Source organism: Pseudonocardia sp. OZ21 (assembly GCF_059359135.1).
In genome coordinates, this window is record NZ_JCADBN010000005.1 from 199,084 (window position 1) to 221,668 (window position 22,585).

The 22,585-nt window shown below is 71.0% G+C and carries 23 protein-coding genes; 6 read left to right on the top strand and 17 right to left on the bottom strand.

Annotated elements, in window-relative coordinates; all coding sequences use genetic code 11:
* Positions 1-42 precede the first annotated feature (42 nt).
* The 5 genes from AC5L35_RS13920 to AC5L35_RS13940 all read left to right on the top strand — a co-directional run bounded on the left by AC5L35_RS13920 (position 43) and on the right by AC5L35_RS13940 (position 5,232).
* Positions 43-783 carry an SDR family NAD(P)-dependent oxidoreductase gene (locus tag AC5L35_RS13920; RefSeq protein WP_495060034.1) on the top strand — a complete coding sequence of 247 codons (741 nt, stop codon included), beginning with the start codon at positions 43-45 and terminating at the stop codon, positions 781-783.
* A 95-nt stretch (positions 784-878) separates the two neighbouring features.
* Positions 879-2,510 carry a sensor histidine kinase gene (locus AC5L35_RS13925; protein ID WP_495060035.1) on the top strand — a complete coding sequence of 544 codons (1,632 nt, stop codon included), beginning with the start codon at positions 879-881 and terminating at the stop codon, positions 2,508-2,510.
* Positions 2,507-3,172 (top strand): response regulator, encoded by a 666-nt coding sequence (locus AC5L35_RS13930; protein WP_495060036.1) that lies wholly within the window; start codon positions 2,507-2,509, stop codon positions 3,170-3,172. The genes AC5L35_RS13925 and AC5L35_RS13930 overlap by 4 nt, the downstream gene beginning before the upstream one ends.
* 83 nt (positions 3,173-3,255) lie before the next feature.
* Positions 3,256-4,503 carry an alpha/beta hydrolase family protein gene (locus AC5L35_RS13935; protein ID WP_495060037.1) on the top strand — a complete coding sequence of 416 codons (1,248 nt, stop codon included), beginning with the start codon at positions 3,256-3,258 and terminating at the stop codon, positions 4,501-4,503.
* A gap of 147 nt (positions 4,504-4,650) precedes the next feature.
* The gene (locus AC5L35_RS13940; RefSeq protein ID WP_495060038.1) at positions 4,651-5,232 is read left to right on the top strand and encodes a cob(I)yrinic acid a,c-diamide adenosyltransferase; all 582 of its coding nucleotides are present in this window, start codon (positions 4,651-4,653) and stop codon (positions 5,230-5,232) included.
* A 3-nt stretch (positions 5,233-5,235) separates the two neighbouring features.
* Here the strand turns inward: AC5L35_RS13940 and AC5L35_RS13945 are convergent, their stop codons facing one another.
* The 12 genes from AC5L35_RS13945 to glyA form a co-directional block, all read right to left on the bottom strand.
* Complete coding sequence (locus tag AC5L35_RS13945; protein ID WP_495060039.1) at positions 5,236-5,682, bottom strand: DUF2550 domain-containing protein; 447 nt, start codon at positions 5,680-5,682, stop codon at positions 5,236-5,238.
* 20 nt (positions 5,683-5,702) lie between these two features.
* Positions 5,703-6,077, bottom strand: coding sequence for a F0F1 ATP synthase subunit epsilon (locus AC5L35_RS13950; protein ID WP_495060382.1), 375 nt, complete (start codon positions 6,075-6,077; stop codon positions 5,703-5,705).
* An 11-nt stretch (positions 6,078-6,088) separates the two neighbouring features.
* Positions 6,089-7,537 carry a F0F1 ATP synthase subunit beta gene (atpD, locus tag AC5L35_RS13955; protein WP_495060040.1) on the bottom strand — a complete coding sequence of 483 codons (1,449 nt, stop codon included), beginning with the start codon at positions 7,535-7,537 and terminating at the stop codon, positions 6,089-6,091.
* Positions 7,537-8,559, bottom strand: coding sequence for a F0F1 ATP synthase subunit gamma (locus AC5L35_RS13960; RefSeq protein ID WP_495060041.1), 1,023 nt, complete (start codon positions 8,557-8,559; stop codon positions 7,537-7,539). Before AC5L35_RS13960 ends, atpD begins: the two co-directional genes overlap by 1 nt.
* 12 nt (positions 8,560-8,571) lie before the next feature.
* The gene (atpA, locus tag AC5L35_RS13965) at positions 8,572-10,230 is read right to left on the bottom strand and encodes a F0F1 ATP synthase subunit alpha (RefSeq protein ID WP_495060042.1); all 1,659 of its coding nucleotides are present in this window, start codon (positions 10,228-10,230) and stop codon (positions 8,572-8,574) included.
* A 51-nt stretch (positions 10,231-10,281) separates the two neighbouring features.
* Positions 10,282-11,112 (bottom strand): F0F1 ATP synthase subunit delta, encoded by an 831-nt coding sequence (locus tag AC5L35_RS13970; protein WP_495060043.1) that lies wholly within the window; start codon positions 11,110-11,112, stop codon positions 10,282-10,284.
* Positions 11,112-11,672 (bottom strand): F0F1 ATP synthase subunit B, encoded by a 561-nt coding sequence (locus AC5L35_RS13975; RefSeq protein WP_495060044.1) that lies wholly within the window; start codon positions 11,670-11,672, stop codon positions 11,112-11,114. Before AC5L35_RS13975 ends, AC5L35_RS13970 begins: the two co-directional genes overlap by 1 nt.
* 39 nt (positions 11,673-11,711) lie before the next feature.
* Positions 11,712-11,918 (bottom strand): ATP synthase F0 subunit C, encoded by a 207-nt coding sequence (gene atpE, locus AC5L35_RS13980; protein WP_433275534.1) that lies wholly within the window; start codon positions 11,916-11,918, stop codon positions 11,712-11,714.
* 66 nt (positions 11,919-11,984) lie between these two features.
* The gene (gene atpB, locus AC5L35_RS13985) at positions 11,985-12,779 is read right to left on the bottom strand and encodes a F0F1 ATP synthase subunit A (RefSeq protein ID WP_495060045.1); all 795 of its coding nucleotides are present in this window, start codon (positions 12,777-12,779) and stop codon (positions 11,985-11,987) included.
* Between the two features lie 477 nt (positions 12,780-13,256).
* Positions 13,257-13,697: a Cg1360 family ATP-synthase-associated protein gene (locus AC5L35_RS13990; protein WP_495060046.1), complete on the bottom strand. Its 441-nt coding sequence runs from the start codon at positions 13,695-13,697 to the stop codon at positions 13,257-13,259.
* Complete coding sequence (locus tag AC5L35_RS13995; RefSeq protein ID WP_495060047.1) at positions 13,694-14,842, bottom strand: glycosyltransferase family 4 protein; 1,149 nt, start codon at positions 14,840-14,842, stop codon at positions 13,694-13,696. Before AC5L35_RS13995 ends, AC5L35_RS13990 begins: the two co-directional genes overlap by 4 nt.
* Before the next feature lie 28 nt (positions 14,843-14,870).
* A complete protein-coding gene (gene glyA, locus AC5L35_RS14000) occupies positions 14,871-16,181 on the bottom strand; it encodes a serine hydroxymethyltransferase (RefSeq protein ID WP_495060048.1) in 1,311 nt (436 codons plus the stop codon).
* A 101-nt stretch (positions 16,182-16,282) separates the two neighbouring features.
* Here glyA and AC5L35_RS14005 point away from each other — a divergent pair, with 101 nt between their 5' ends.
* Positions 16,283-16,978, top strand: a complete 696-nt coding sequence (locus AC5L35_RS14005) for a TetR/AcrR family transcriptional regulator (protein WP_495060049.1) — start codon at positions 16,283-16,285, stop codon at positions 16,976-16,978.
* A gap of 9 nt (positions 16,979-16,987) precedes the next feature.
* Here the strand turns inward: AC5L35_RS14005 and AC5L35_RS14010 are convergent, their stop codons facing one another.
* The 5 genes from AC5L35_RS14010 to rho all read right to left on the bottom strand — a co-directional run bounded on the left by AC5L35_RS14010 (position 16,988) and on the right by rho (position 22,433).
* Complete coding sequence (locus AC5L35_RS14010) at positions 16,988-17,635, bottom strand: L-threonylcarbamoyladenylate synthase (RefSeq protein WP_495060050.1); 648 nt, start codon at positions 17,633-17,635, stop codon at positions 16,988-16,990.
* A 45-nt stretch (positions 17,636-17,680) separates the two neighbouring features.
* Complete coding sequence (locus AC5L35_RS14015) at positions 17,681-18,559, bottom strand: N5-glutamine methyltransferase family protein (protein ID WP_495060051.1); 879 nt, start codon at positions 18,557-18,559, stop codon at positions 17,681-17,683.
* A gap of 88 nt (positions 18,560-18,647) precedes the next feature.
* Positions 18,648-19,712 carry a peptide chain release factor 1 gene (gene prfA / locus AC5L35_RS14020; RefSeq protein ID WP_495060052.1) on the bottom strand — a complete coding sequence of 355 codons (1,065 nt, stop codon included), beginning with the start codon at positions 19,710-19,712 and terminating at the stop codon, positions 18,648-18,650.
* 79 nt (positions 19,713-19,791) lie between these two features.
* A complete protein-coding gene (gene rpmE, locus AC5L35_RS14025) occupies positions 19,792-20,013 on the bottom strand; it encodes a 50S ribosomal protein L31 (RefSeq protein ID WP_169398733.1) in 222 nt (73 codons plus the stop codon).
* A 128-nt stretch (positions 20,014-20,141) separates the two neighbouring features.
* On the bottom strand, positions 20,142-22,433 hold the full coding sequence (gene rho, locus AC5L35_RS14030; RefSeq protein ID WP_495060053.1) for a transcription termination factor Rho: 2,292 nt from the start codon (positions 22,431-22,433) through the stop codon (positions 20,142-20,144).
* Positions 22,434-22,585 lie beyond the last annotated feature (152 nt).

The following is a 22,585-nucleotide window of genomic DNA, read 5'->3' on the forward strand; positions in this document are numbered from 1 at the left end:
CCTCCAGACTTCTTGAGCGACTACTACAGAATGGACTCATCGATGAGTGATCTCACCGGCCGGGTGGCCCTCGTGACCGGCGGCAGCCGCGGTATCGGGGCGGCGATCGCACTGCGGCTCGCCCGCGACGGCGCCGACGTCGCCCTCACCTACCTCGCCGCGGAGGACCGCGCGGCCGCCGTGGTGCGGGAGATCGAGGCACTCGGCAGGCGCGGTCTCGCGGTGCGGGCCGACAGCGCGGACTCCGCCGCCGTCACGGCCGCGGTCGACACCACCGTCGAACGGCTCGGGCGTCTCGACATCCTCGTGAACAACGCGGGCATCTTCCCGTTCGGCCCGTTCGAACAGGTCGGCGCGGACGAGCTCGACCGCGCCCTCGCCGTGCACGTCCGGTCCGCGTTCGTCGCCGCACAGGCCGCGTCGCCCCACCTCGGACCGGGCGGACGCATCATCAGCATCGGCAGCAACCTCGCCGAGCTCGTGGGACGCCCGGGCGTCACCCTCTACGCGATGACGAAGTCGGCCCTCACCGGTCTCACGCGCGGGCTGGCCCGCGAGCTCGGCCCGCGCGGTATCACCGTCAACGTGGTGCACCCGGGTTCCACCGACACCGACATGAACCCGGCAGGCGCCCCCGGAGCCGACCACCAGCGCGCGATCACCGCGCTGGGCCGGTTCCAGTCCGCCGACGACGTCGCCGCCACCGTGGCCCACCTGGCGGGCGACGACGGGCGCACGATCACCGGCGCCGCGCTGCTCGTCGACTCCGGGGCGAACGCCTGACGGCCCCCGGAGCGGGGAGGGTGCCACTCCCTGGACGGCCGCGGCAGGGTGTCGCTCGGATCGGGCGAGTGCTGAACAGCCGATAGCATCGGCCGGTGCGGACGCCGTCGTGGTCGCAGCTCCGGCAGGCGGCGGTGCTCTGGGGTGGCCTGCTGATCCCGCTCGTCATGGACACATCGTCGGGGCACGGCCCACGCGTTGCCGAGCTGGTCGGTGGCGCCGCGCTGCTCGCCACCCTGGTTGCGCTGAGTGGCCGCGCCCCGCTGGCCGTGCTCTGCGCAACCGTGGCAACGGCCGTGGCGGTCGAGGTCGTGCTCGCGCCCACGACGTTCAGCCCCGTTCGCATCTGGCCCTTCGCCGCGATCGCGGTGTTCGCCTGCGTCGCGGGCCGCAGGATCCCCGATGCGCAGCCGGTACCTGCAGCGCTCGCCGGGGTAGCCGTCGCCGGATTGCCGGTCGCTCTGGTCGCCGGCCTCGTCGTCGATGGGGGGAGCCGCGGCGGCTTCGGTCTGCTGTCCGCCGTCTACGACTGGTCCGCGCTGGTGCTCGTCCTGCTGCTGGCGGTCGCGCTTCCCTGGCTACTGGGCCGCTACCGGCGGCAGCGGGCAGCGCTCGTCGCGGCCGGGTGGGAACGCGCCGCGCTGCTGGAGCGCCAGCACAGGCTCGAGGCCGACCAGGCGCGCCTGGCGGAACGCGCTCGCATCGCTCGGGACATGCACGACTCGCTCGGCCACGAGTGGACGTTGATCGCCCTGCGGGCCGCCGCGCTGGAGGTGTCCCCGCAGCTCGACGACGACACCCGCGCCGCGGCGCGGGACCTGCGCTCCGGCGTCGCCGTCGCCACGGAGCGGCTCCGCGACGTCATCGGGGTGCTGCGGCCGGACGCCGAGGCCGACCCCGGCGAGGGTCACACCCTCGCCGCGCTGGTCGAACGCGCCACCACCGCCGGTATGAGGGTCCAGTGGGACGCCGAACCCGAGCCCGTGGCCCTGCCCGTGCTGGTGCAGCGCGCCGTCCACGGCGTCGTCCAGGAGGCGCTGACCAACGCGGCGAAGCACGCTCCGGGCGCCGAGGTCACCGTCGGGGTCGAGCACGGGCAGGGGGCTACGACCGTCACCGTCACGAACGGGGTTGCCTGCACCGTCCCACCGGCAGCCCCGCGCGGTGCTCGAAGCGGACTCGTCGGCCTGCGCGAGCGCGTGCGGCTGCTCGGCGGCACGCTGCATGCAGCTCCGGCCGGGACGGGTTTCACCGTCGTCGCCGTCCTGCCGCACGACGGCAGGCCGGCCGACCCCACGCCGGACGAGCCCCGCAGCGAGTCGGCGCGAGACCTCGCGCGCGCCCGTGGGGAGGTGCGGCGCAGCGTCGTCGTCGCCGTGCGGGTTCCCGTACTCGCCGGCACCGCCGTCACCGTGCTGGCGCTCGCGCTCTTCCTCCTGGTCGGCACAGCCAACCGGCTCGACCCGGGGACGTTCGAACGGTTGCCGACCGGGGCGGCCCGCGCGGCCGTCGAGGCGGAGCTGCCCCCGTTCCAGGTTCTGGGCGAACCGGGCCGCGCTCTCGCCCCGCCGCCGCGCAACGGCTGGTGCCGGTACTACTGGTCGAGCGAACCGACAGACCACCGGCTGGTCTTCCGGCTGTGCTTCGAGGGCGAACGGCTGGTGGCCAAGGAGGCGGTGGAGCGCGCCGCGCTCTCCGGCTCGCCACCCGAGGAGGACGTGCCGTGATCCGGGTCGTACTGGCCGACGACGAGCCGCTCACCCGGGCCGGTATTCGGGCCGTGTTGAGCGCCGATCCAGGGATCGTGGTGGTCGCCGAGGCGTCGGACGGGCGCGAGGCACTGACGCAGGTGCAGGCGCACCGGCCGGACGTCGCGCTGCTCGACATCGTCATGCCCGGCCTGGACGGGCTGTCCGCCGGGGCGGAGATCACCCGCACCGTGCCGGTCACCGCGGTGATCATGCTCACCACCTTCTCCGAGGACGAGCACATCGCGCGTGCTCTCGGCGACGGCGCGAGCGGCTTCCTGGTCAAGTCGGGCGATCCGCTCGAGCTGCTCCGCGGCATCCGGGCCGTCGCCGCCGGTGCGGCGTTCCTGTCGCCGACAGTCGCCCAGCGGGTCATCCGCCAGCTCGGCAGCCGCGGCGCGGACCGGATGTCCAGCGCGGCGCGCGCCCGCAAGCAGATCGAGGGCCTGACGTCCCGAGAGCAGGAGGTGCTCTCCCTGGTCGGAGGCGGCCTGTCGAACGCGGAGATCGGACGGCGGCTGCATGTGGCGGAGGGCACCGTGAAGGTCTTCGTGAGCGCGGTGCTGCGCGGGCTCGAGGTCCGGAACCGGGTTCAGGCCGCGATCGTCGCGTACGAGGCGGGTCTGGTCGACCGGGCCTGACGCCCGGCGTCTATCACTTTCGGCACGCCCGTCCATAGCGATCGTCGGATGATGTCCGCCGGGCCGGCCGCGAACGTGGGCCCATGACACGAACACCCCTCCGCCGGACCGCCACCGCCATCGCACTCGGCGCACTGCTGTCGGCCGGACCTGCGTGCGCCGCCCCGGCGCAAGAGGTAACCCCCGCGGCGCACCCGGCCCCCGCCGGGCACGCCGTCCCACTCACGCTCCCGGCGCCCACGGGCCCGCACCAGATCGGGACCCGGGAGCTGCACCTCGTCGACCAGACCCGTCCCGACCCGTCGGGCTCACCGGACCGGCGGCGTGAGCTCATGGTGTCGCTCTGGTACCCGGCGGCGCCGGGCACGGATGGTGCCGTGGCACCGTATCTCCGGCCCGGCATAGCGGCGTTCTACGACGAGTTGGCGGCCCGCACGCTCGGGAGCCCCCGTGGCACGGTCGACTTCGCCGGGACGCGCACCCATGCCGCCACAGACGCCCCCGTGGCGGCCGACGCCCTCGGTCTTCCCGTGCTCCTGTACTCCCCCGGCGGCGGGCAGTCGCGCGCGATGGGTACCACCCTGGTGGAGGAGCTCGCCAGCCGTGGCTACGTCGTCGTCACGATCGACCATCCGGCCGGCGGGCCCATCGCGTTCCCCGACCGCGCAGACGTACCCGGACCCCCGGCCGATCTGGCGCGGATGATGCGCGACCGGGTCCTCGACGTCGGCTTCGTCATCGACCACCTCGCCGGGATCCGCGCCGGCACCGACGCGCAACGACACCGCCTGCCCGCGGGTCTCGCGACCGCACTCGATCTGTCGCGCATCGGCATGTTCGGCCACTCGGCCGGTGGCTTCACCGCTGCCGAGGCCATGACCGTCGACGAGCGGATCGACGCAGGCGCGAACCTCGACGGGAGCATGGACCCGGACTACGGCGAGGCCGCGCGCCGGGGCAGCAGCCGTCCCTTCCTCCTGATGGGTGGTGGAACGAGCGGTGACGACGCGCACCCCCACAACCACCTCCACAGCCCGGACTGGGCCGACTTCTGGCAGCACTCCACGGGCTGGAAGCGGGATGTCCACCTCCCGGACGCCGAGCACATGAGCTTCACCGACCAGCAGATGCTGCTGCCCCAGATCGACGCGGCGCTACCGCTCCTCGACGGCGCTGTCGCGAGGACGATCGGAACCGTCGATCCGGAACGCAGCCTCGCCGCACAGCGCGCGTACCTCACCGCATTCTTCGACCACCACCTCGAAGGACGCGCCTCCGCACTGTTCGACGGGGACTCCCCCGCGCACCCGGACGCCCAGGTCGTGCGATGAGCGGGCGTGCGAGCGAATCATCAGCACAGCGCCTCCGCGAAGCGCCGGCCGAGCGCAGCGAGGGCGTGCGATGAGCGGGCGTGCGAGCGAATCATCAGCACAGCGCCTCCGCGAACACTCCACGCACCCCGCCCCTAGGCTGGGCCCATGGCCGTGCACCTGACCAGGATCTACACCAGGACCGGCGACGACGGCACCACAGCGCTCGGCGACTTCAGCCGCGTCCCCAAGACCGACGTCCGGCTCGCCGCGTACGCCGACACCGACGAGTGCAACGCCGCGCTCGGAGTGGCGGTCACGGTCGGCGACCTCGCCACCGAGCTGTTGGTACCGCTGCGTCAGGTGCAGAACGACCTGTTCGACGTGGGGGCGGACCTCTGCGCGCCGATCGTCGAGAATCCGCAGTATCCGCCGCTGCGCGTCACCGAGGACTACGTGACGCGGCTGGAGGGCTGGTGCGACGAGTTCAACGAGGGGCTGCCGAAGCTCGACTCGTTCGTGCTCCCGGGCGGCACCCCGGGGGCGGCGTACCTGCACGTCGCGCGCACCGTCACCCGCCGGGCCGAACGATCGGTGTGGGCACTGCTCGAAGCCGACGCCGAGCGCACCAACCCGCTCACGGCGAAGTACCTCAACCGGCTGTCGGATCTGCTGTTCATCCTCGGCCGGGTCGCCAACCCCGGCGGTGACGTGCTCTGGCGGCCCGGCGGCCCGCAGGCGCAGCGCTGAGCGTCAGGAGGCCTGGCGGTACCCGGTGCGCCCGGGTGGGGTCGCCTCCAGCCATGACAGGAAACCGGTGAGCACCCCCTGCCCCATGGCGATCTCGAGGTCCTCCCCCTGCACCCGGCAGCGCAGCACCGATGCCGTCGGCGGCAGGAGGTAGATCTCGCCACCGGACGGGCTGCGCCGGTCGACGATCTCGAGGTGCGTCCGGTCGACGACGGCGGTGGGCCCGAGCCGGAAGGACGTCAGGCGGAACCACGCGAGCTCATTGCCCCGGTAGCGCCCGACACCGAAGTGCCATCCCGCGGAGTCGTCCTTCTTCTGGGAACCGACAGCGGGGCGGCGGCGCAGAAAAACGTCCACGCCACCGCCCCGCATGAGTCGTACTCGCCGAAAGGCCAGGTATCCCAGGCCGAGACAGGCGATCAGGAGCAGGATTCCGACGACCAGCGCCATTGCTCCCAACGCGGCCCCAGCTACTCAGCCGCGCCGGCGGCTTTCAGCCGCGCGTTGGCGCGGGCAGCGGCAGCTGCACCCTCTGGCTCGGACGTGTCGGCCCGATCCAGTGCGGAGCGAGCACGGGACACATCGATCTCTTCGGCCTTCTCGGCGAACTCGGCCAGCACCGTGACGTTATCCGGTGTGATCGAGAGGAAGCCGCCGTGCACCGCGAGCGTGGTGGAGGTGCCGTCGGTGCCGTCGATGCGCACGACGCCGGCCTCCTCCAGCTGCGCGAGCGTGGACTCGTGCCCCGGCAGCACACCGATCTCGCCGACGGTGGTGCGGGCGAGCACGAAGCTGGCCTGACCCGACCAGATCCGCCGCTCGACCGCGACCAGCTCTACCGTCATGTCCGCCACGGTCAGCCCTCGAGCTTCTTGCGGTTCTTGTCGAGGTCATCGAGGCCGCCGCAGAGGAAGAACGCCTGCTCGGGGACGTCGTCGAACTCGCCCTTCGCGATCTTGTCGAAGGCCTCGATGGTCTCCTTCAGCGGCACCGTGGAGCCCGGCTGGCCGGTGAACTGCTCGGCGACCAGCAGGTTCTGCGAGAGGAACCGCTCGATGCGCCGTGCGCGGCCCACGAGCTGGCGGTCCTCCTCGGAGAGCTCGTCGATACCGAGGATCGCGATGATGTCCTGCAGGTCGGAGTACTTCTGCAGGATCCGCTTCACCTCGTTGGCGACCCGGAAGTGCTCCTCGCCGACGTACTGCGGGTCGAGGATCCGGGACGTCGACGTCAGCGGGTCGACCGCCGGGTAGATCCCCTTCTGGGAGATCGGGCGGGAGAGCTCCGTGGTGGCGTCGAGGTGCGCGAACGTGGTGGCGGGCGCCGGGTCGGTGTAGTCGTCGGCGGGCACGTAGATCGCCTGCATCGAGGTGATCGAGCGGCCACGGGTCGAGGTGATCCGCTCCTGCAGCTCGCCCATCTCGTCGGCCAGGGTGGGCTGGTACCCCACCGCGGACGGCATGCGGCCGAGCAGCGTGGACACCTCGGAGCCGGCCTGCGTGAACCGGAAGATGTTGTCGATGAAGAGCAGCACGTCCTGGTCCTGCTCGTCGCGGAAGAACTCCGCCATGGTGAGAGCGGACAGGGCCACCCGCATACGCGTGCCCGGCGGCTCGTCCATCTGACCGAACACCAGCGCGGTGTTCTCGATGACGCCGCTCTCGGTCATCTCCGTGATGAGGTCGTTGCCCTCACGGGTGCGCTCACCCACGCCGGCGAACACCGAGGTGCCACCGAAGTTCTGGGCGACACGCTGGATCATCTCCTGGATGAGCACGGTCTTGCCCACGCCCGCGCCACCGAACAGGCCGATCTTGCCGCCGACCACGTACGGGGTGAGCAGGTCCAGCACCTTGATGCCGGTCTCCAGCATCTCGGTGCGGCCCTCGAGCTTGTCGAACGACGGCGCCGAGCGGTGGATGCCCCACAGGTCACCCGTGATCTCCAGGTCGGGCTTGTCCAGGCACTCCCCGAGCGCGTTGAACACGTGGCCCTTGACCTGGTCGCCGACCGGCACCGAGATCGGACGGCCGAGGGAGGTGACCTCCTGGCCGCGGACGAGACCGTCGGTGGGCTGCATGGAGATGGTGCGCACCAGGTTGTCGCCGAGGTGCTGGGCGATCTCCAGGGTCAGCGTCTTGGCGAGGTCACCGATCGACACGTCGACCGTGAGCGCCGTGTAGAGCTCCGGAACCTCGTTGCGTGGGAACTCGACGTCGACGACCGGGCCGGTGACCCTCACAACCCGCCCGGTCCTGGCCTCAGTCGGAGCGGATGGGGTGCCGGTATCAGCGGTGGCGGTCATCAGTTCTCACTTCCTACGCTCACGAGAGCGTCGGCGCCACCGACGATCTCACTGATCTCCTGGGTGATCTGAGCCTGACGGGCCTGGTTGGCCTCCAGTGTCAGGGTACGGATCAGTTCGTTCGCATTGTCCGTTGCGGCCTTCATCGCCCGCTGGCGAGCGGCCGACTCCGACGCTGCCGACTCGAGCAGGGCCGCGAACAGCCGCGCCCCGACGTACTTGGGCAGCAGCGCATCGAACAGCGTGTCGGCGTCCGGCTCGAACTCGTACAGGGGACGGACGTCCGACGCGGCCTGGGTCGCAGTCTCCTCCGCGGTACGGCCGACGGTCTCGCCCTCGGCGATCCGCTCGGTCTCGCTCCCCGAGTACTCGACCTCCATGGGCGCCATCCGCCGCGCCTGCGGCGTCTGGGTGACCATGTTCTTGAACTGCGTGTACACGAGGTGCAGCTCGTCGACGGCCTGCACGTCGTCCGTGTCGCGTTCGCCGTCGGTGCCCTCGGCACCCTGCTCCCCGTCGGAGTCGCTCACGCCTGCCATGAAGGCCGCGACGAGCGTGCGGGCCACCTCCGCGGCGTCGGCGTAGCTCGGCTGCTCGGAGAACCCCGTCCAGGACGCCTCGACCTTGCGGTGCCGGAACCGGAAGTAGTTCACACCCTTGCGGCCGATGACGTAGAGCACCGGCTCCTTGCCCTGCTCACGGAGCAGGGACTGCAGCTGCTCCGCCTCCTTGAGCACGTTGGCGTTGTAGCCGCCGGCCTGGCCACGGTCGCTGGTGACCACCAGGACCGCGGCGCGCTTGGCGTTCTCCCGCTCGACCAGCAGTGGGTGGTCCAGCGCCGAGTTGTTGGCCAGCTCGGTGAGGACCGCGGTCATCTGCTCGGCGTAGGGCTTGGCCTCGTCGACCCGGGCACGGGCCTTCGCGATCCGGGAGGTCGCGATCAGCTCCATCGCCCGGGTGATCTTCTTGATGGACTGCGTCGACCGGATCCGCCGCCGCAGCACGCGAATCTGTGCCGCCATTGATCTACTCGCCTACTCTGAGGAGCTGCCGGCCGGAGCAGGCTTGTTGACCTTCACCGACTCGCGGTCGACGTCTTCCTCGTCGAGCGCCTCGGCCTGGGCTTCCTTCGGCACCACCGACGACCCGTCGGACGCGGTGAAGTTGTCCTTGAACTCCTTCACGACCCCGGTGATCCGCTCGGCCAGCTCGTCGGACAGCTTTCCGGTGTCGCGGATCTCGGCGAGGATGCCCTCCTGGTTGCGCCGCACGTGGTCGAGGAACTCCGACTCGAAGCGGCGGATGTCGCTCACCGGCACCGAGTCGAGGTGCCCGCGCGTGCCGAGGAAGATCGAGACGACCTGCTCCTCGACGGGCTGCGGCCGGTACTGCGACTGCTTGAGCAGCTCCACGAGCCGGGCGCCCCTGCCCAGCGCCGCCGCGGACGCCGCGTCCAGGTCGGAACCGAAGGCGGAGAAGGCCTCCAGCTCGCGGTACTGCGAGAGGTCCAGCCGCAGTGAGCCGGACACCGTGCGCATGGCCCGGACCTGCGCCGAACCACCGACTCGGGAGACCGAGATACCGACGTTGATCGCCGGCCGGACACCCTGGTTGAACAGGTCCGACTCGAGGAACACCTGGCCGTCGGTGATCGAGATGACGTTGGTGGGGATGTAGGCCGAGACGTCGTTGGCCTTCGTCTCGATGATCGGCAGGCCCGTCATCGACCCCGCGCCGAGATCGTCGGACAGCTTCGCGCAGCGCTCCAGCAGCCGGGAGTGCAAGTAGAAGACGTCGCCCGGGTAGGCCTCGCGGCCCGGCGGGCGGCGCAGCAGCAGTGAGATCGCGCGGTACGCCTCAGCCTGCTTCGAGAGGTCGTCGAAGACGATCAGGACGTGGTTGCCCTGGTACATCCAGTGCTGGCCCAGCGCCGAACCGGTGTAGGGCGCGAGCCACTTGAAGCCGGCAGGGTCGTTGGCCGGGGACGCGACGATCGTCGTGTACTCCAGCGCGCCGGCGTCCTCCAGCGACTGCCGGATACCGGCGATCGTGGAGCCCTTCTGCCCGATGGCGACGTAGATGCAGCGGACCTGCTGCTTCGGGTCGCCGCTGGCCCAGTTCTGCTTCTGGTTGATGATCGTGTCGACGCAGACCGCGGTCTTGCCGGTCTTGCGGTCACCGATGATCAGCTGGCGCTGGCCGCGGCCGATGGGCGTCATGGCGTCGATGGCCTTGATGCCGGTCTGCAGGGGCTCGCTGACGCTCTGGCGCTGCATCACGGACGCCGCCTGCAGCTCGAGCACACGCTGCGTCTCGGCCTCGATGTCGCCGAGCCCGTCCAGGGGAGTGCCCAGGGGGTCGATGACCCGGCCCAGGAAGTTGTCCCCGACCGGCACGGAGAGGATGTTGCCGGTGCGCTTGACCGGCTGGCCTTCCTCGATGTGGGCGTAGTCGCCCAGGATCACCGCGCCGATCTCGTGGACGTCGAGGTTCAGGGCGACACCCAGCACGCCACCGGGGAACTCGAGGAGTTCGTTGGTCATCGCCGAAGGCAGTCCCTCGACGTGGGCGATGCCGTCGCCGGTGTCGGAGACGTGTCCCACCTCTTCGCGGGAGGTCTCCGTCTCCAGCGAGGAGACGTAGCTGGAGATCGCACTCCGGATCTCCTCGGAGGAGATCGTCAGCTCTGTCATGGCTGTCGTCTGTTCCTTCTTTTCGGTCGGTTAAACGTCTCTGGGCGGGGGTCAGCTCGGCAGCGTGCGCCGCGCGGCGGCCAGCTTGCCCGCGACGCTGCCGTCGATGACCTCGCCGCCGACCTGCACGACCAGTCCGCCCAGCAGGCGCTCGTCCAGCTCGACCTGCAGGGAGATCGGCCGTCCGTAGAGCCGGCTCAACGAGTCGGTGAGCTTCTGCTCCTGTACCCGAGTGAGCGCGATGGGTGCGGTGATCCGCGCGACCGACCGGTCGCGGCGCTCCGCCGCCATCTCCGCCAGCTCTTCGGCCACGATGTCCAGGTGCCTGCTGCGGGGCAGCCGCACCGTCTGACGCAGCAACGAGGCGGCGACCGGGGAGACCCGCTTGCCGATCACCTGGTCGAGCAGCTTGATGCGGCCGTCGGCAGGGGTGCTCGCGTCGGAGAGCAGCGTGTTCAGCTGGGGCTCGCGGTCGAGGATCCGGCCGAACCGGAACAGCTCGTCCTCGACGTCGTCGAGCTTGCCGTTCTTCTCGGCCACGGCGAGCGTGGCCTGGCGGGCCAGCGTCTCCGCGGCCCCGACCAGGTCGGACGCCTGTGACCAGCGGGAGGTCACCAGCAGCTTCACGAAGTCCAGTGCGGACTCCGACAGCTGCCCGCCGAGCACCTGCTCGGCGAGCCCCGCACGTGCCGACTCCGGAGTGGAGGGGTCGGCGAGGATGCGCCGCAGTGCCCTCTCGCCGGCGACGAGCCGCGTGAACGCGAACAGCTCGTCGCCCAGGGTGGTGAGCGCGCGAGCGTCGGCGCTGTCCACGTAGGCGTTCAGCCGGCCGAGGGCCGCAGCCATCGCCTCCCGGCTGGCCGCCTGCAGGACGGTGGCCATCAGCTCGCCCCGCTCGCCGGGGTGGCCTCACGGCGCTCCGCGAGACCGTCGAGCTCGGACAGGAACGCGTCGACGGTGGACGAGCGGCGCGTGTCGTCGGCGAGCGAGTCGCCGATGATGCGCTCCGCCAGCTGCACGGACAGCCCGCCGATCTCCCCACGGAGCTGGCGCACCACCTGCTCCCGCTGCGCGGCGATCTGCTCCTCGCCCCGCTGGCGGATGCGCGCGGCCTCCTCCTCGGCCTGGGCCCGCAGCTCTGCCTTGATCTGCTGGCCCTCGGCACGAGCGTCGTCGCGGATGCGAGCCGCCTCGGCACGCAGGCCGGCGAGCTGCTCCTCGTACTGCCGCTTGAGGTCGTCGGCCTGCTGCTGAGCCTCCTCGGCCCGCTTCAACCCGCCCTCGATCTTGTCCTTGCGGTCGGCGTAGACCCGCTCGAACTGCGGGAAGGCCGTGCGCCGCAGGAGCAGGTACAGCAATCCGAACGCGATCAGACCGACGATGATCTCGACCGGGTGGGGTGTGAGCGGGTTCAGCTCCTCCGCCGCGATCACGGTGTTCATGGGATGTGTCTCCTCGCCTTGCCGGCGCTCGGCATGTGACTAGAGGGCGAACGCGAGCACGAGGCCCAGGATCGCCAGCGCCTCGGACAGCGCGAACCCGATGAACGCGATGCCCTGCAGCTGACCGCGAGCCTCCGGCTGGCGGGCAACACCGTTGATGAAGGCAGCGAAGACGATGCCGACGCCGATACCCGGGCCGATGGCGGACAGGCCGTACCCGATGACGTTCAGGTTACCGGTGACCATTGCACTTTCCTTTCGTCCGGTCCGCGGTACGTCCCGCGGACCCGTCAGTTCGTGGGGCGGGGCGACCTAGTGGTCGTCGGCGAGCACGGCGCCGATGTAGGAGGCGGTGAGGATGGTGAAGATATAGGCCTGCACCACCTGCACAAAGGCTTCGAAGAACGTGAAGACGATGCCGAGCCCGAAGGCCGCCGGGGAGAGAACCGCGAGGAACACCGACTGCGAGTGCAGCAGCATGTACTCGCCGCCGAGGATGAACACCAGCAGCAGCAGGTGGCCGGCGAACATGTTGCCGAAGAGTCGCAGCGACAGCGTGACCGGACGCAGCAGAATGTTGGACAGGAACTCGATCGGCGTGAGCACGATCCGCACCCACCACGGCACGTCCGGTGGCCAGGTGGAGATCCGCAGATATCCGACGAAGCCGTGCCTGCGGAGGCCGATGATGTTGTACATCAGCCACACCACGCCGGCGAGGGCGTAGGGCACACCGGGGTGCGCGAACGTGGGGAACTGGATGAACGGAATGATCCCGAACAGGTTGTTCACCAGGATGAAGGCGAACAGCGTGGTGAGGAACGGGACGTACTTGAGGAACTCCGGCCCGATGTTGTCGCGAGCGATGCTGTTCCGCACGATGCCGTGGAAGGACTCGCCGAGGAACTGCGATTTGCTCGGCACCAGCTGCGGACGCCGCGTGGTGTAGGCGAAGAACGCGTACACGATGATCGCGGCGAGCACGAGCTCCAGAACCGGCTTCGTGACGGGACCGAAGATCGGTGGCAGCTGGAAGTCGGCGACACCCGGTGACTCGAACCCCGGATTGGGGGCCGGAGGTGGTGGGGCGGTGGCCAGGATGGTCACCCAATGCTCCTTCCGGTTCCGTCGACCGGGCGGTCCGGGTCGGCAGAATCGTGACGATCAGGACTTAACGTACCTGATGTAGATCAAGTACATCGAGGCCGCCCCGCCGAACAGCAAACCGACCGGCGTGAACACTCGTGTACCCAGCAGTGCGTCCAACCCCCAGCCGATCCCCCCGAAGAGGAAGAAACCGGACAGCAGGTAGGACAGAGCGGTCCACGCGTCGCTCGGGGGTGGCGGTTGAGTGCCGCCCCCACGCGACTGGCCCGGCTCCATTGCACAGGACCATATCAGGAGTGTTAGCGCTGGTTTACCAGGGATGACCTCGGCGGACGACCGCTCGTCGCGGGAGCCCCCACTCCGGTGTCCCGGAAACCACGCCGACATGGCTCTATCGCGTGTAGAACCTTAACGACGAGTGACCTGCACCTCAGAGAGACGCTGATCACACCATCGTGTCACCCGGTCCGGTGACGGTCAGAGATCCACCGCGGGGATGCGGGTGCGCACGAAGCCGATCACCTCTCCGAGGATCCACGCTGCTGTCACGGCGAGCATCGTGAACGCGAACGACTGGTTGTCGAACAGCGTGGTGCCGCGGAAGAGCAGCAGGAACACCAGGAGGAACGCGATCTTCCCGGTGAACGCGGTCATCGCCCCGATCATCACCCCCGCAGGCGTGGCCCTGGCCGTCTTCGCCATCACGAACGTGCCGAGCCAGCCCAGCGCAACGCCGATCACGCTCCCGACCACCGCGCCGATCGCTCCCGGCGTGCCGCGCAGCACCAACGCCACGACGATCGCCACGACGGCGACGACCACCGACAGGATCGCGGCGGTGCGCTGCATGGCGGCCGCCAGCTTGAGCACCGATGCGACGTGCGGAGCGTCCTTCACCGGGGGGTCCGGGTCTGTCATCTGGCCCTCACTCTCGGAATGGCGGTGGCGAGCACGGCCACGACAAGGCCGATCCCCACCGCCCACAACACGACGGACGGGTCGTCGATCAGCGCCAGTGCCACCGCACCGAACGCCAGCACACCGGCCCACAGGTAGATCAGCAGAACCGCACGCCGCTGGCTGTGGCCGATCTCGAGCAGCCGGTGATGCAGGTGCATCTTGTCGGGCGAGAACGGGCTCATGCCCTTGCGGGTGCGCCGGACCACCGCCATGAGCAGGTCCAGCAGCGGGACGAACACCACCGCGGCGAGCACCAGGAGCGGAGCGAACAGGGCCAGCACGTCGCTGCCGTCCGCGCCGATGATCGAGATCTTCCCGGAGGCGCTCGTGGTGGCGGCGGCGAGCAACAGGCCGATGAGCATCGACCCCGAGTCACCCATGAAGATCCGGGCCGGGTTGAAGTTGTGGGGCAGGAAGCCGAGACACGCTCCGGCGAGCACGGCCGCGATGAGAGCGGGCGAGTACGCCGACGGGTCGTTGCCCACCCGCTGCACCAGCCCGATCGCGAACAGGCCCGTGGCGGCCGCGGCGATCAGGCCGATGCCGGCCGCCAGCCCGTCCAGGCCGTCGACGAAGTTCATCGCGTTCACCAGCGCCACCGTGACCAGCACGGTGAGCACCACGCCCTGCTCCTGGCCGAGGATCAGCAACGACCCGGAGACCCCCGTGCCGCCGCCGCCCCACGGGACGTAGAACACGGTCCACTGCACGCCGAAGATCACCAGGATGCCGGCCGCGGTGGTCTGGCCTGCGAACTTCGTGAGCGCGTCGAGCTCGTACCGGTCGTCGAGTGCGCCGACACCGGCCAAGAGCACCGCGGCGCCGAACACGCCGAGCACCTCGTAGGCGTTGTTGTCGAACGCCAGCCGCAGCGCGGGTAGCTGGTAGGCCATCCCGACCCCGGCCAGCACCCCGCCGAGCATCGCCAGGCCGCCCCACCGGGGAGTCGGCGTCACGTGCACGTCGCGGCCGCGGGGCCAGGCCACCGCGCCGAGGCGCAGCGCCAGCACCCGCACCGGACCGACGAGCAGGAACGTGACCACTGCCGCCGTCAGTCCCGTGAGCAGGTACTCCCGGATGGGTAGGACGAACGTGGGGACCACGACGATCTTCTCGGTCAGCCGATGTGGATCAGGGCCGCGGGTACGCGGGGGCGCGGGCCACCAACGTCGACACGGCCTCGGCCACGTCGGCGAGCTCGGCGTCGCCCGCGGGGGTGCCGTGCTCGGCCCGCACGGCCCTGCCCAGCAGGGTGGCGACCTCGGCCATGTCGGACTCGACCATGCCCTGCGTGGTGACGCTCGGCGACCCCACGCGCAGACCCGACGGCTTCAGCGGCGGGGCCGGGTCGTAGGGGATGGCGTTCTTGTTGAGCGTGATGCGCGCGGCGTCGCAGCGCGTCTCGGCCTGGTCGCCCGTGACGCCGATGGGCCGCAGGTCGACGAGCGCGAGGTGGGTGTCGGTGCCGCCGGACACGGCCCGCATGCCCTCCGCCTCCAGGCCCTTGGCCAGTGCCTGCGCGTTGGCGATCACCTGAGCGGCGTAGGCCTGGTACTCCGGTGCAGCGGCTTCCTTCATCGCCACCGCCTTGGCGGCGACGGCGTGCATGAGCGGGCCACCCTGGGAGAACGGGAACACGGCCTTGTCGATCGCCTTCGCGTGCTCGGCGCGGGCGAGGATCATGCCGCCGCGCGGACCGCGCAGCACCTTGTGCGTGGTGGCCGTGACCACGTCGGCGAACGGCACCGGCGACGGGATGGCCTTCCCGGCCACCAGGCCGATGAAGTGTGCGGCGTCGACCACGAGCTTGGCGCCCACCTCGTCGGCGATCTCCCGGAAGGCCGCGAAGTCGATCAGCCGCGGGTACGCCGTGGCGCCGGCGATGATCATCTTCGGCTGGTGCTCACGGGCCAGGTCGCGCACCTGGTCGTAGTCGATCAGCTCGGAGTCCTCGCGCACCGTGTAGGACACGGCGTTGAACCACTTGCCGGAGAAGCTGACCTTGCTGCCGTGGGTGAGGTGGCCACCCTGCTTGAGGTCCATCGCGAGCACGGTGTCGCCGGGCTGCGTGAAGGCCGCGTACACCGCGAAGTTGGCCGACGCGCCGGAGTGCGGCTGGAGGTTGACGTGCTCCGCACCGAAGAGCTCCTTCGTGCGGGCGTTGCCGATCTCCTCGGCGCGGTCGACCACCTCGCAACCGCCGTAGTAGCGGCGCCCCGGGTAGCCCTCGGCGTACTTGTTCGACAGCGTCGAGCCGAGTGCGGCAAGCACCGCGGGGCTGGTGAGGTTCTCGCTGGCGATGAGCTGCAGGCCGCCGCGCAACCTGGCCAGCTCGTCGAGCACCACTCCCGCGATCTCGGGATCCTGGTGCTGCAGCGCGCCGAAGTCCGGGCCCCAGAACGGGGTGTGCTGCTCACGGCTCTGCTCGATGGACTCGCTCACGCTGGACAACGGTACCCGGGCCGGGCTATTAGCCGGTCAGGGCATCAAGAGCACTGCTCGCTATTGTTGCCGATGCTCTGCGTTCGTGCCAGACTTCCGCCATGACCGCCGCCGGTACCCGCGCCCGCGTGCGCGCCGAACTGACCCGCGAGATCGCGGACGTCGCCCGCAGGCACCTAGCCTCCGAAGGAGCCGCCGCGCTCTCGCTACGGGCCGTGGCCCGCGAGCTGGGGATGGCGTCGTCCGCCGTGTACCGGTACTTCCCCAGCCGCGACGACCTGCTCACCACGCTGATCGTCGACGCCTACGACGCGCTCGGAGCCGCCGCCGAGCAGGCCGAGACCGCTGTCCCCCGCACCGACCTCCGGGCGCGCTGGCTGGCCGTCTGCTCCGCCACCCGGGAGTGGGCCGTGGCCCACCCGCACGAGTACGCCCTCATCTACGGCTCGCCCGTGCCGGGCTACGCGGCGCCCGAGGCCACCACCGGGCCTGCGGCGCGCGTCGGGGAAGCGCTCAGCCGGGTGATCGCCGACGGCGTGGCCGCCGGGACGGTCGATCCCACCGCCGACGCCACGGGCGCCGACACCACCCTGGCCCCCGGTCTCGCCGTGCGCGTCGGACTGCCCGCTGACGACCCGGGCTCGTCGCTGGCCGCGCGCACGGTCCTGGCCTGGACCACGCTCTTCGGGATGATCAGCTTCGAGCTCTTCGGCCACAGCCACAACGTGGTGGCCGACAACGGGCGCTACTTCGACGATGCCGTGGGGCGCCTGGCCACGATGGTCGGCCTGCCGTAGGGCACCCGGCTACACCGTGAGGACCTCGCGGCCCAGCACCTCGGCCACGGCTGCCGTGCTCACCGCGCCTTCGCGCAGCACCCGGGGCTGGTCGCCGGTGAGGTCGACCACCGTGGACGCGATCGGCTCGCCCGACGGACCGCCGTCCAGGTAGACGGACACCGAGTCGCCGAGCTGGGCATGCGCCTCGTCGGCTGCCGCGGCAGGCGGCGACCCCGAGACGTTCGCGCTGGACACCGCCATCGGCCCGACGTCACGCAGCAGTTCCAGCGCAACGGGGTGCAGCGGCATCCGCAGCATCACCGTGCCCTTGGTGGACCCCAGGTCCCAGTCCAGGGACGGCGCGTGCGGGAGCACCAGCGACAGCCCACCTGGCCAGAACGCCTCGATCAGGTCACGTGCGGTCTTCGGCACCCCCAGCACCAGACCGTCGATCGTGGACCAGGAGCCGACGAGCACCGGCACGGGCATGTCCGGACCACGCCGCTTCGCCGCGAGCAGGCCGCGGACCGCGGTGCTGCTGAACGCGTCGCAGCCGATCCCGTAGACCGTGTCGGTGGGAAGTACGACCAGTCGCCCGGCCCGTACGGAGCGGGCCGCGGCGGCGAGTCCCTCGACCCGGGCGTCCGGATCGCTGCAGTCGTAGGTGAAGGCCACGCCACGAGCGTACGAGGGACCCGAAACCTCCGACGGCGCCGGTACCTACGACGGCGCGGTGTCCCGCCGCCGTGCGGTGGCGAACCGGGGGCGGCCGGCGAGGTCGTGATGCTCCTCGACGTCGGTGAGGACGCGCCGGCGGCGTAGCAGCGCCGGCACCACCTCGCCGTGGGTGTCGTCGTGCTCGATGCCGAGGTAGCCGCCGTAGCGCAGCAGTCCGGCCGAGGCGGCGATGACCCCACGGATGATCTCCAGGCCGTCCGGGCCGCCGTACACGGCGTCGGGCGGGTCCCAGTCGACGACCTCCGGGGGCAGCGGCGTGCCGTCGGGGACGTAGGGCGGGTTGCAGAGCACCAGGTCGACGTGCGACTCGAGCTCGACGAGGAGGTCGGTCCACCGGACGTCGGCCGCGTGCAGCGTGACCGGCGTGCCACCGGCGGAGACGTGGTCGGAGATGTTGCGCTGCGCCCACGTCAGCGCTACGGAGTCGACCTCGACGGCGTGCACCACCGCGTCCGGACGGCTCGCCGCCACTCCGAGCGCGAGGGCCGCCGATCCCGTGCACAGGTCCACCACCAGCGGCGACGGGATGCCGTCGATCGCGTGCAGGCCCCATTCGAGCAGCAGTTCCGTCTCCGGGCGCGGGGTGAACACCCCCGGTCCGACGGCGACGGTGACCGGGCCGAGCACGGCGGTGCCGAGCAGATGCTGCAGCGGCTCGCGGGCGGCGCGCCGCTCCACGAGGTGGCGCAACGCGTCCACCACGGGCGGGTCCACCAGCGGCTGGAGCATCAACCGGCCGCGCTCGACCCCGACGACGTGGGCGGCGAGCAGTTCGGCGTCGACCCGCGGCGAGCCGATGCCCGCGGCCGCGAGCGTGCGCTCGGCCTCGAGGATCGCCAACCGCAGCGGCTGCCGGCTCACGCGGTGCCCCCTCCCCCCGGTTGCAGCAAAGCCACTTTCACGCAACGAGATGGCATGAAAGTGGCTTTGCTGCAATGCGGGAGGCCGTTCACGCGCCCACCGTCTCCGCACGCTCGGCGGTGGCGAGCGCGGCCAGGAGGTCGTCGAGGTCGCCGTCGAGGACGGCGGGGAGGTTGTGGGCCTTGTAGCCGACGCGGTGGTCGGAGATGCGGCTCTCGGGATAGTTGTAGGTGCGGATCCGCTCGCTGCGGTCGACCGTGCGCACCTGCGAGCGCCGGTCGGCCGAGGCCTGCGCGGCCGCCTCCGCCTCGGCGAGTGCCTGCAGCCGCGACCGCAGCACCTCCATCGCCCTGGCCCGGTTCTGCAGCTGTGACCGCTCGTTCTGGCAGCTCACGACGATGCCGGTGGGCAGGTGCGTGATCCGGACCGCGGAGTCGGTGGTGTTGACGCTCTGTCCGCCGTGGCCCGAGGAACGGAACACGTCGACCCGCAGGTCGTTCTCGTCGACCTCGACCGCGGCGTCCTCGCCGGTGTCGGGGTACACGAGCACGCCCGCGGCGGAGGTGTGCACGCGGCCCTGCGACTCGGTGACGGGAACGCGCTGCACGCGGTGCACACCGCCCTCGAACTTCAGCGCCGCCCATACCCCGTCGGCCGCCGGTGTGCGCGAACGCACCGACAGCGTGATGTCCTTGTAGCCGCCGAGGTCCGACGGCACGGCGTCGAGGACCTCGGTGGTCCAGCCCCGGCGCTCGGCGTAACGCAGGTACATGCGCACGAGATCGCCCGCGAACAGCGCGGACTCCTCGCCGCCCTCACCCGACTTGACCTCGAGCACGATGTCGTCGCCGTCGTGCGGATCCCGGGGCACCAGCAGGTCGGCGAGGCGCCGTTCCAGCTCGGGGAGCCGCTCGGCCAGTGCGGCGGCCTCCGCGGCGAAGCTCGGGTCCTCCGCGGCCAGCTCACGGGCCGCGGCCTCGTCGTCGCGGGCCGCGGCGAGCTCACGGGCGGCGGCCACGATCGGCCCGATCTGCGAGTAGCGGCGGCCGAGCTTGCGCGCGGTGGCCGCGTCGGCATGGATCTCGGGGTCGGCGAGGCGCAACTCCAGGTCGGCGTGCTCCGCGAGCACCGCCTCAACCGCTGGTGCACTCATCGCACTCCCTCGCTGCTCCCTGTGCTGTCCCGGACATGCGGACGGCGCCCACCACGATCGGTGGGCGCCGTCGACGAAGCTAGGAGTTCTTGCCGGCCCGCTTGCCGTAGCGCGCCTCGAACCGGGCGACGCGACCGCCGGAGTCGAGAATGCGCTGCTTGCCGGTGTAGAACGGGTGGCAGGCCGAGCAGGTCTCAACGGTCATCGTGCCGCTGGTCTTGGTGCTGCGGGTGGTGAACTGGTTGCCGCAGCCGCAGGTGACCTGCGTCTCGACGTATTCGGGGTGGATACCGGAGCGCACGGTGGATTCCTCTCGATGTGGCGCCGGGTCCTCGCTACTGCGAGGTGAACCGGAACCGGAGCGTGACAGTTCATTCAACCACCCGAGCCGCCCGCGGATTCCCGCGGGCGGCCCGAGTGGTCGGTCTTTCAGTCGTCCGAGCCGGGAGTGCTCTTCGCGACCTGCATCAGGAACTCGATGTTGGTGCGCGTCTTGCGGAGCTGGGTGAGCACCAGGTCGAGTGCCTGCTGGTCGTCCAGCGCCGAGAGCACCCTGCGGAGCTTGACGGTGACCGCCAGCTCGTCGGGCGAGAGCAGCAGCTCCTCCTTGCGGGTGCCGGACGCGTCGATGTCGATGGCGGGGAACACCCGCTTGTCGGCGATCCGACGATCCAGCTTGAGCTCGGCGTTGCCGGTGCCCTTGAACTCCTCGAAGATCACCGTGTCCATCGTGGACCCGGTCTCGACGAGCGCGGTGGCGAAGATCGTCAGCGAGCCGCCGTCCTCGATGTTGCGCGCCGCGCCGAGGAAGCGCTTCGGCGGGTACAGCGCCGTGGAGTCGACACCACCCGACAGGATCCGGCCCGACGCGGGCGCGGCCAGGTTGTAGGCCCGGCCGAGGCGGGTGATCGAGTCGAGGAGCACGACCACGTCGTGCCCCATCTCGACCAGGCGCTTGGCCCGCTCGATGGCCAGCTCGGCGACCGTGGTGTGGTCCGACGGCGGACGGTCGAACGTGGAGGCGATGACCTCACCCTTCACCGACCGCTGCATGTCGGTGACCTCCTCCGGCCGCTCGTCCACGAGGACGACCATGAGGTGGCATTCCGGGTTGTTGGTGGTGATCGCGTTGGCGATCGACTGCATGATCATGGTCTTGCCGGCCTTGGGCGGCGAGACGATCAGTGCGCGCTGGCCCTTGCCGATCGGCATGACCAGGTCGATCACGCGCGGAGTGAGCTTCGACGGCTCGGTCTCCAGGCGCAGCCGCTCGTTCGGGTACAGCGGCGTGAGCTTGGTGAACTCCGGGCGGTTGCGGGAGTTCTCCGGGTCCTGCCCGTTGATCGAGTCGACGCGCACCAGCGGGTTGAACTTCTGCCGCGACTGCTCGCCCTCGCGGGGCTCGCGCACAGCGCCGGTGATCGCGTCGCCGCGGCGCAGCCCGTACTTGCGGACCATCGACAGCGACACGTAGACGTCGGTGGGGCCCGACAGGTACCCGGTGGTGCGGACGAACGCGTAGTTGTCCAGCACGTCGATGATGCCGGCGACGGGCAGCAGCACGTCGCCGTCGCGCACCTCGGTGTCGACGTTGCCCTGGCCACCACCCTGGCCACCGGCCGGGCGCTCGCGGTCGCGGCCCCGGCGGCGGTCCCGGAAGCGACGGCCACGACGGCCACGGCCGTCGCCCTCGTCGTCATCGTCGTCGGGCCGGTTGTCGCGAGGACCGCGGTTGTCGGCGCGGTTGTCGGCGCGGTTGTCGGCGCGGTTGTCCGAACGGTTGTCGGGGCGGCCGCCCGAACGGTTGCCGTCCTGGCGGTTGTCGGGACGGTTGTCCGTCCGGTCGTTGCGCTCGGCGCGGTTCTCGGCCCTGTTGTCGGCACGGTCGTTGCGCTCGGCCCGGTTGTCGGCGCGGTCGTTGCGCTCGGCCCGGTCGTTGCGGCTCTCGCCGCGGTCGGCGCGCTCGGCGCGCGTGTCGCCGTTGCGGTTGTCCGCGCGGTCGTCGCGGCTCTCGCCGCGGGTGCGGCCCCGCTGCCGGTCCTCCGAGGGGCTCTCGCCCGCTCCGGAGTCGGTGGCGGTATCGGCGGACGACTGCTCGGCGCGGTTCCGGCGGCTCTGCCGCGTGCGGCGGCTGCCCTGCTCGGGCTCGGCGTCGGGCGCAGGTGCCTCGGGAGCGCTGCTCGGGGCAGGCGCGGAGTCGACGGCAGGCGCGACACTGGTGGGGGCCGTGTCGACCGGCGGAGCCACCTCGGGGGCCGGCGAGCCGTTCACCGTGGGGCTGCCGCTCGGCGCGGGTGTCTCCACAGCGGTGACGACGTCGGGCGCACCGGCCGGGCGCGACGCCGTGCGGCGACGCCGGGTGGGCGTGGTGGCGGCGGGAGCGGCCTCGGCCGCGGGGGCGGCAGGCGCGGAACCGTTGGTGGGCGGACCGTCGGTGACGGTCGGCTTCTCGGCGGGGGCGGGGGCGGGGGCGGAGGTGGAGGTGGAGGACGTGCCGTTCTCCGGAAGCGAGAGCTGCGCGGCAGCCGGCTTACGGGTGGGGGCGGCACCCTGCTTCTCCTTGATGGCGGCGATGAGATCGCCCTTACGCATCCCGGAGGTGTCCGGGATGTTCAGCTCCCCGGCGAGCTGGCGGAGCTCCGCCAGCACCATGCCGGTCAGGCCACCGCGCTTGCGCGGCGCAGGAGCTGATTCGGTGCTGACGAGATCGGTCTCGCTCACTGATGTCCTTCCTGACCAACCCGGGTCTGTCCCTGGTCAGCTGGATTCACACACTCGCCCGGACGGTGTGCCGGACGACATGTCGGTCAACGGGTCGCGGGAAGAGCGGCCGCCCCGACAGGCAAGGGGGGCGATCGGCGCGACGGTCGCGA

Coding starts and splice junctions, on each gene's coding strand:
- AC5L35_RS13945 (WP_495060039.1), bottom strand. CDS start 5,682: ATGGCGCTGGTCGTCGGAATCCTGCTCCTGATCGCCTGTCTCGGCCTG.
- AC5L35_RS13960 (WP_495060041.1), bottom strand. CDS start 8,559: ATGGCGGCACAGATTCGCGTGCTGCGGCGGCGGATCCGGTCGACGCAG.
- AC5L35_RS13975 (WP_495060044.1), bottom strand. CDS start 11,672: ATGAACACCGTGATCGCGGCGGAGGAGCTGAACCCGCTCACACCCCAC.
- AC5L35_RS14005 (WP_495060049.1), top strand. CDS start 16,283: ATGACCGCCGCCGGTACCCGCGCCCGCGTGCGCGCCGAACTGACCCGC.
- AC5L35_RS13920 (WP_495060034.1), top strand. CDS start 43: ATGAGTGATCTCACCGGCCGGGTGGCCCTCGTGACCGGCGGCAGCCGC.
- atpE (WP_433275534.1), bottom strand. CDS start 11,918: ATGGTCACCGGTAACCTGAACGTCATCGGGTACGGCCTGTCCGCCATC.
- prfA (WP_495060052.1), bottom strand. CDS start 19,712: ATGAGTGCACCAGCGGTTGAGGCGGTGCTCGCGGAGCACGCCGACCTG.
- AC5L35_RS13940 (WP_495060038.1), top strand. CDS start 4,651: ATGGCCGTGCACCTGACCAGGATCTACACCAGGACCGGCGACGACGGC.
- AC5L35_RS13950 (WP_495060382.1), bottom strand. CDS start 6,077: ATGACGGTAGAGCTGGTCGCGGTCGAGCGGCGGATCTGGTCGGGTCAG.
- AC5L35_RS13935 (WP_495060037.1), top strand. CDS start 3,256: ATGACACGAACACCCCTCCGCCGGACCGCCACCGCCATCGCACTCGGC.
- atpD (WP_495060040.1), bottom strand. CDS start 7,537: ATGACCGCCACCGCTGATACCGGCACCCCATCCGCTCCGACTGAGGCC.
- atpA (WP_495060042.1), bottom strand. CDS start 10,230: ATGACAGAGCTGACGATCTCCTCCGAGGAGATCCGGAGTGCGATCTCC.
- AC5L35_RS13970 (WP_495060043.1), bottom strand. CDS start 11,112: ATGGCCACCGTCCTGCAGGCGGCCAGCCGGGAGGCGATGGCTGCGGCC.
- AC5L35_RS13990 (WP_495060046.1), bottom strand. CDS start 13,697: ATGACAGACCCGGACCCCCCGGTGAAGGACGCTCCGCACGTCGCATCG.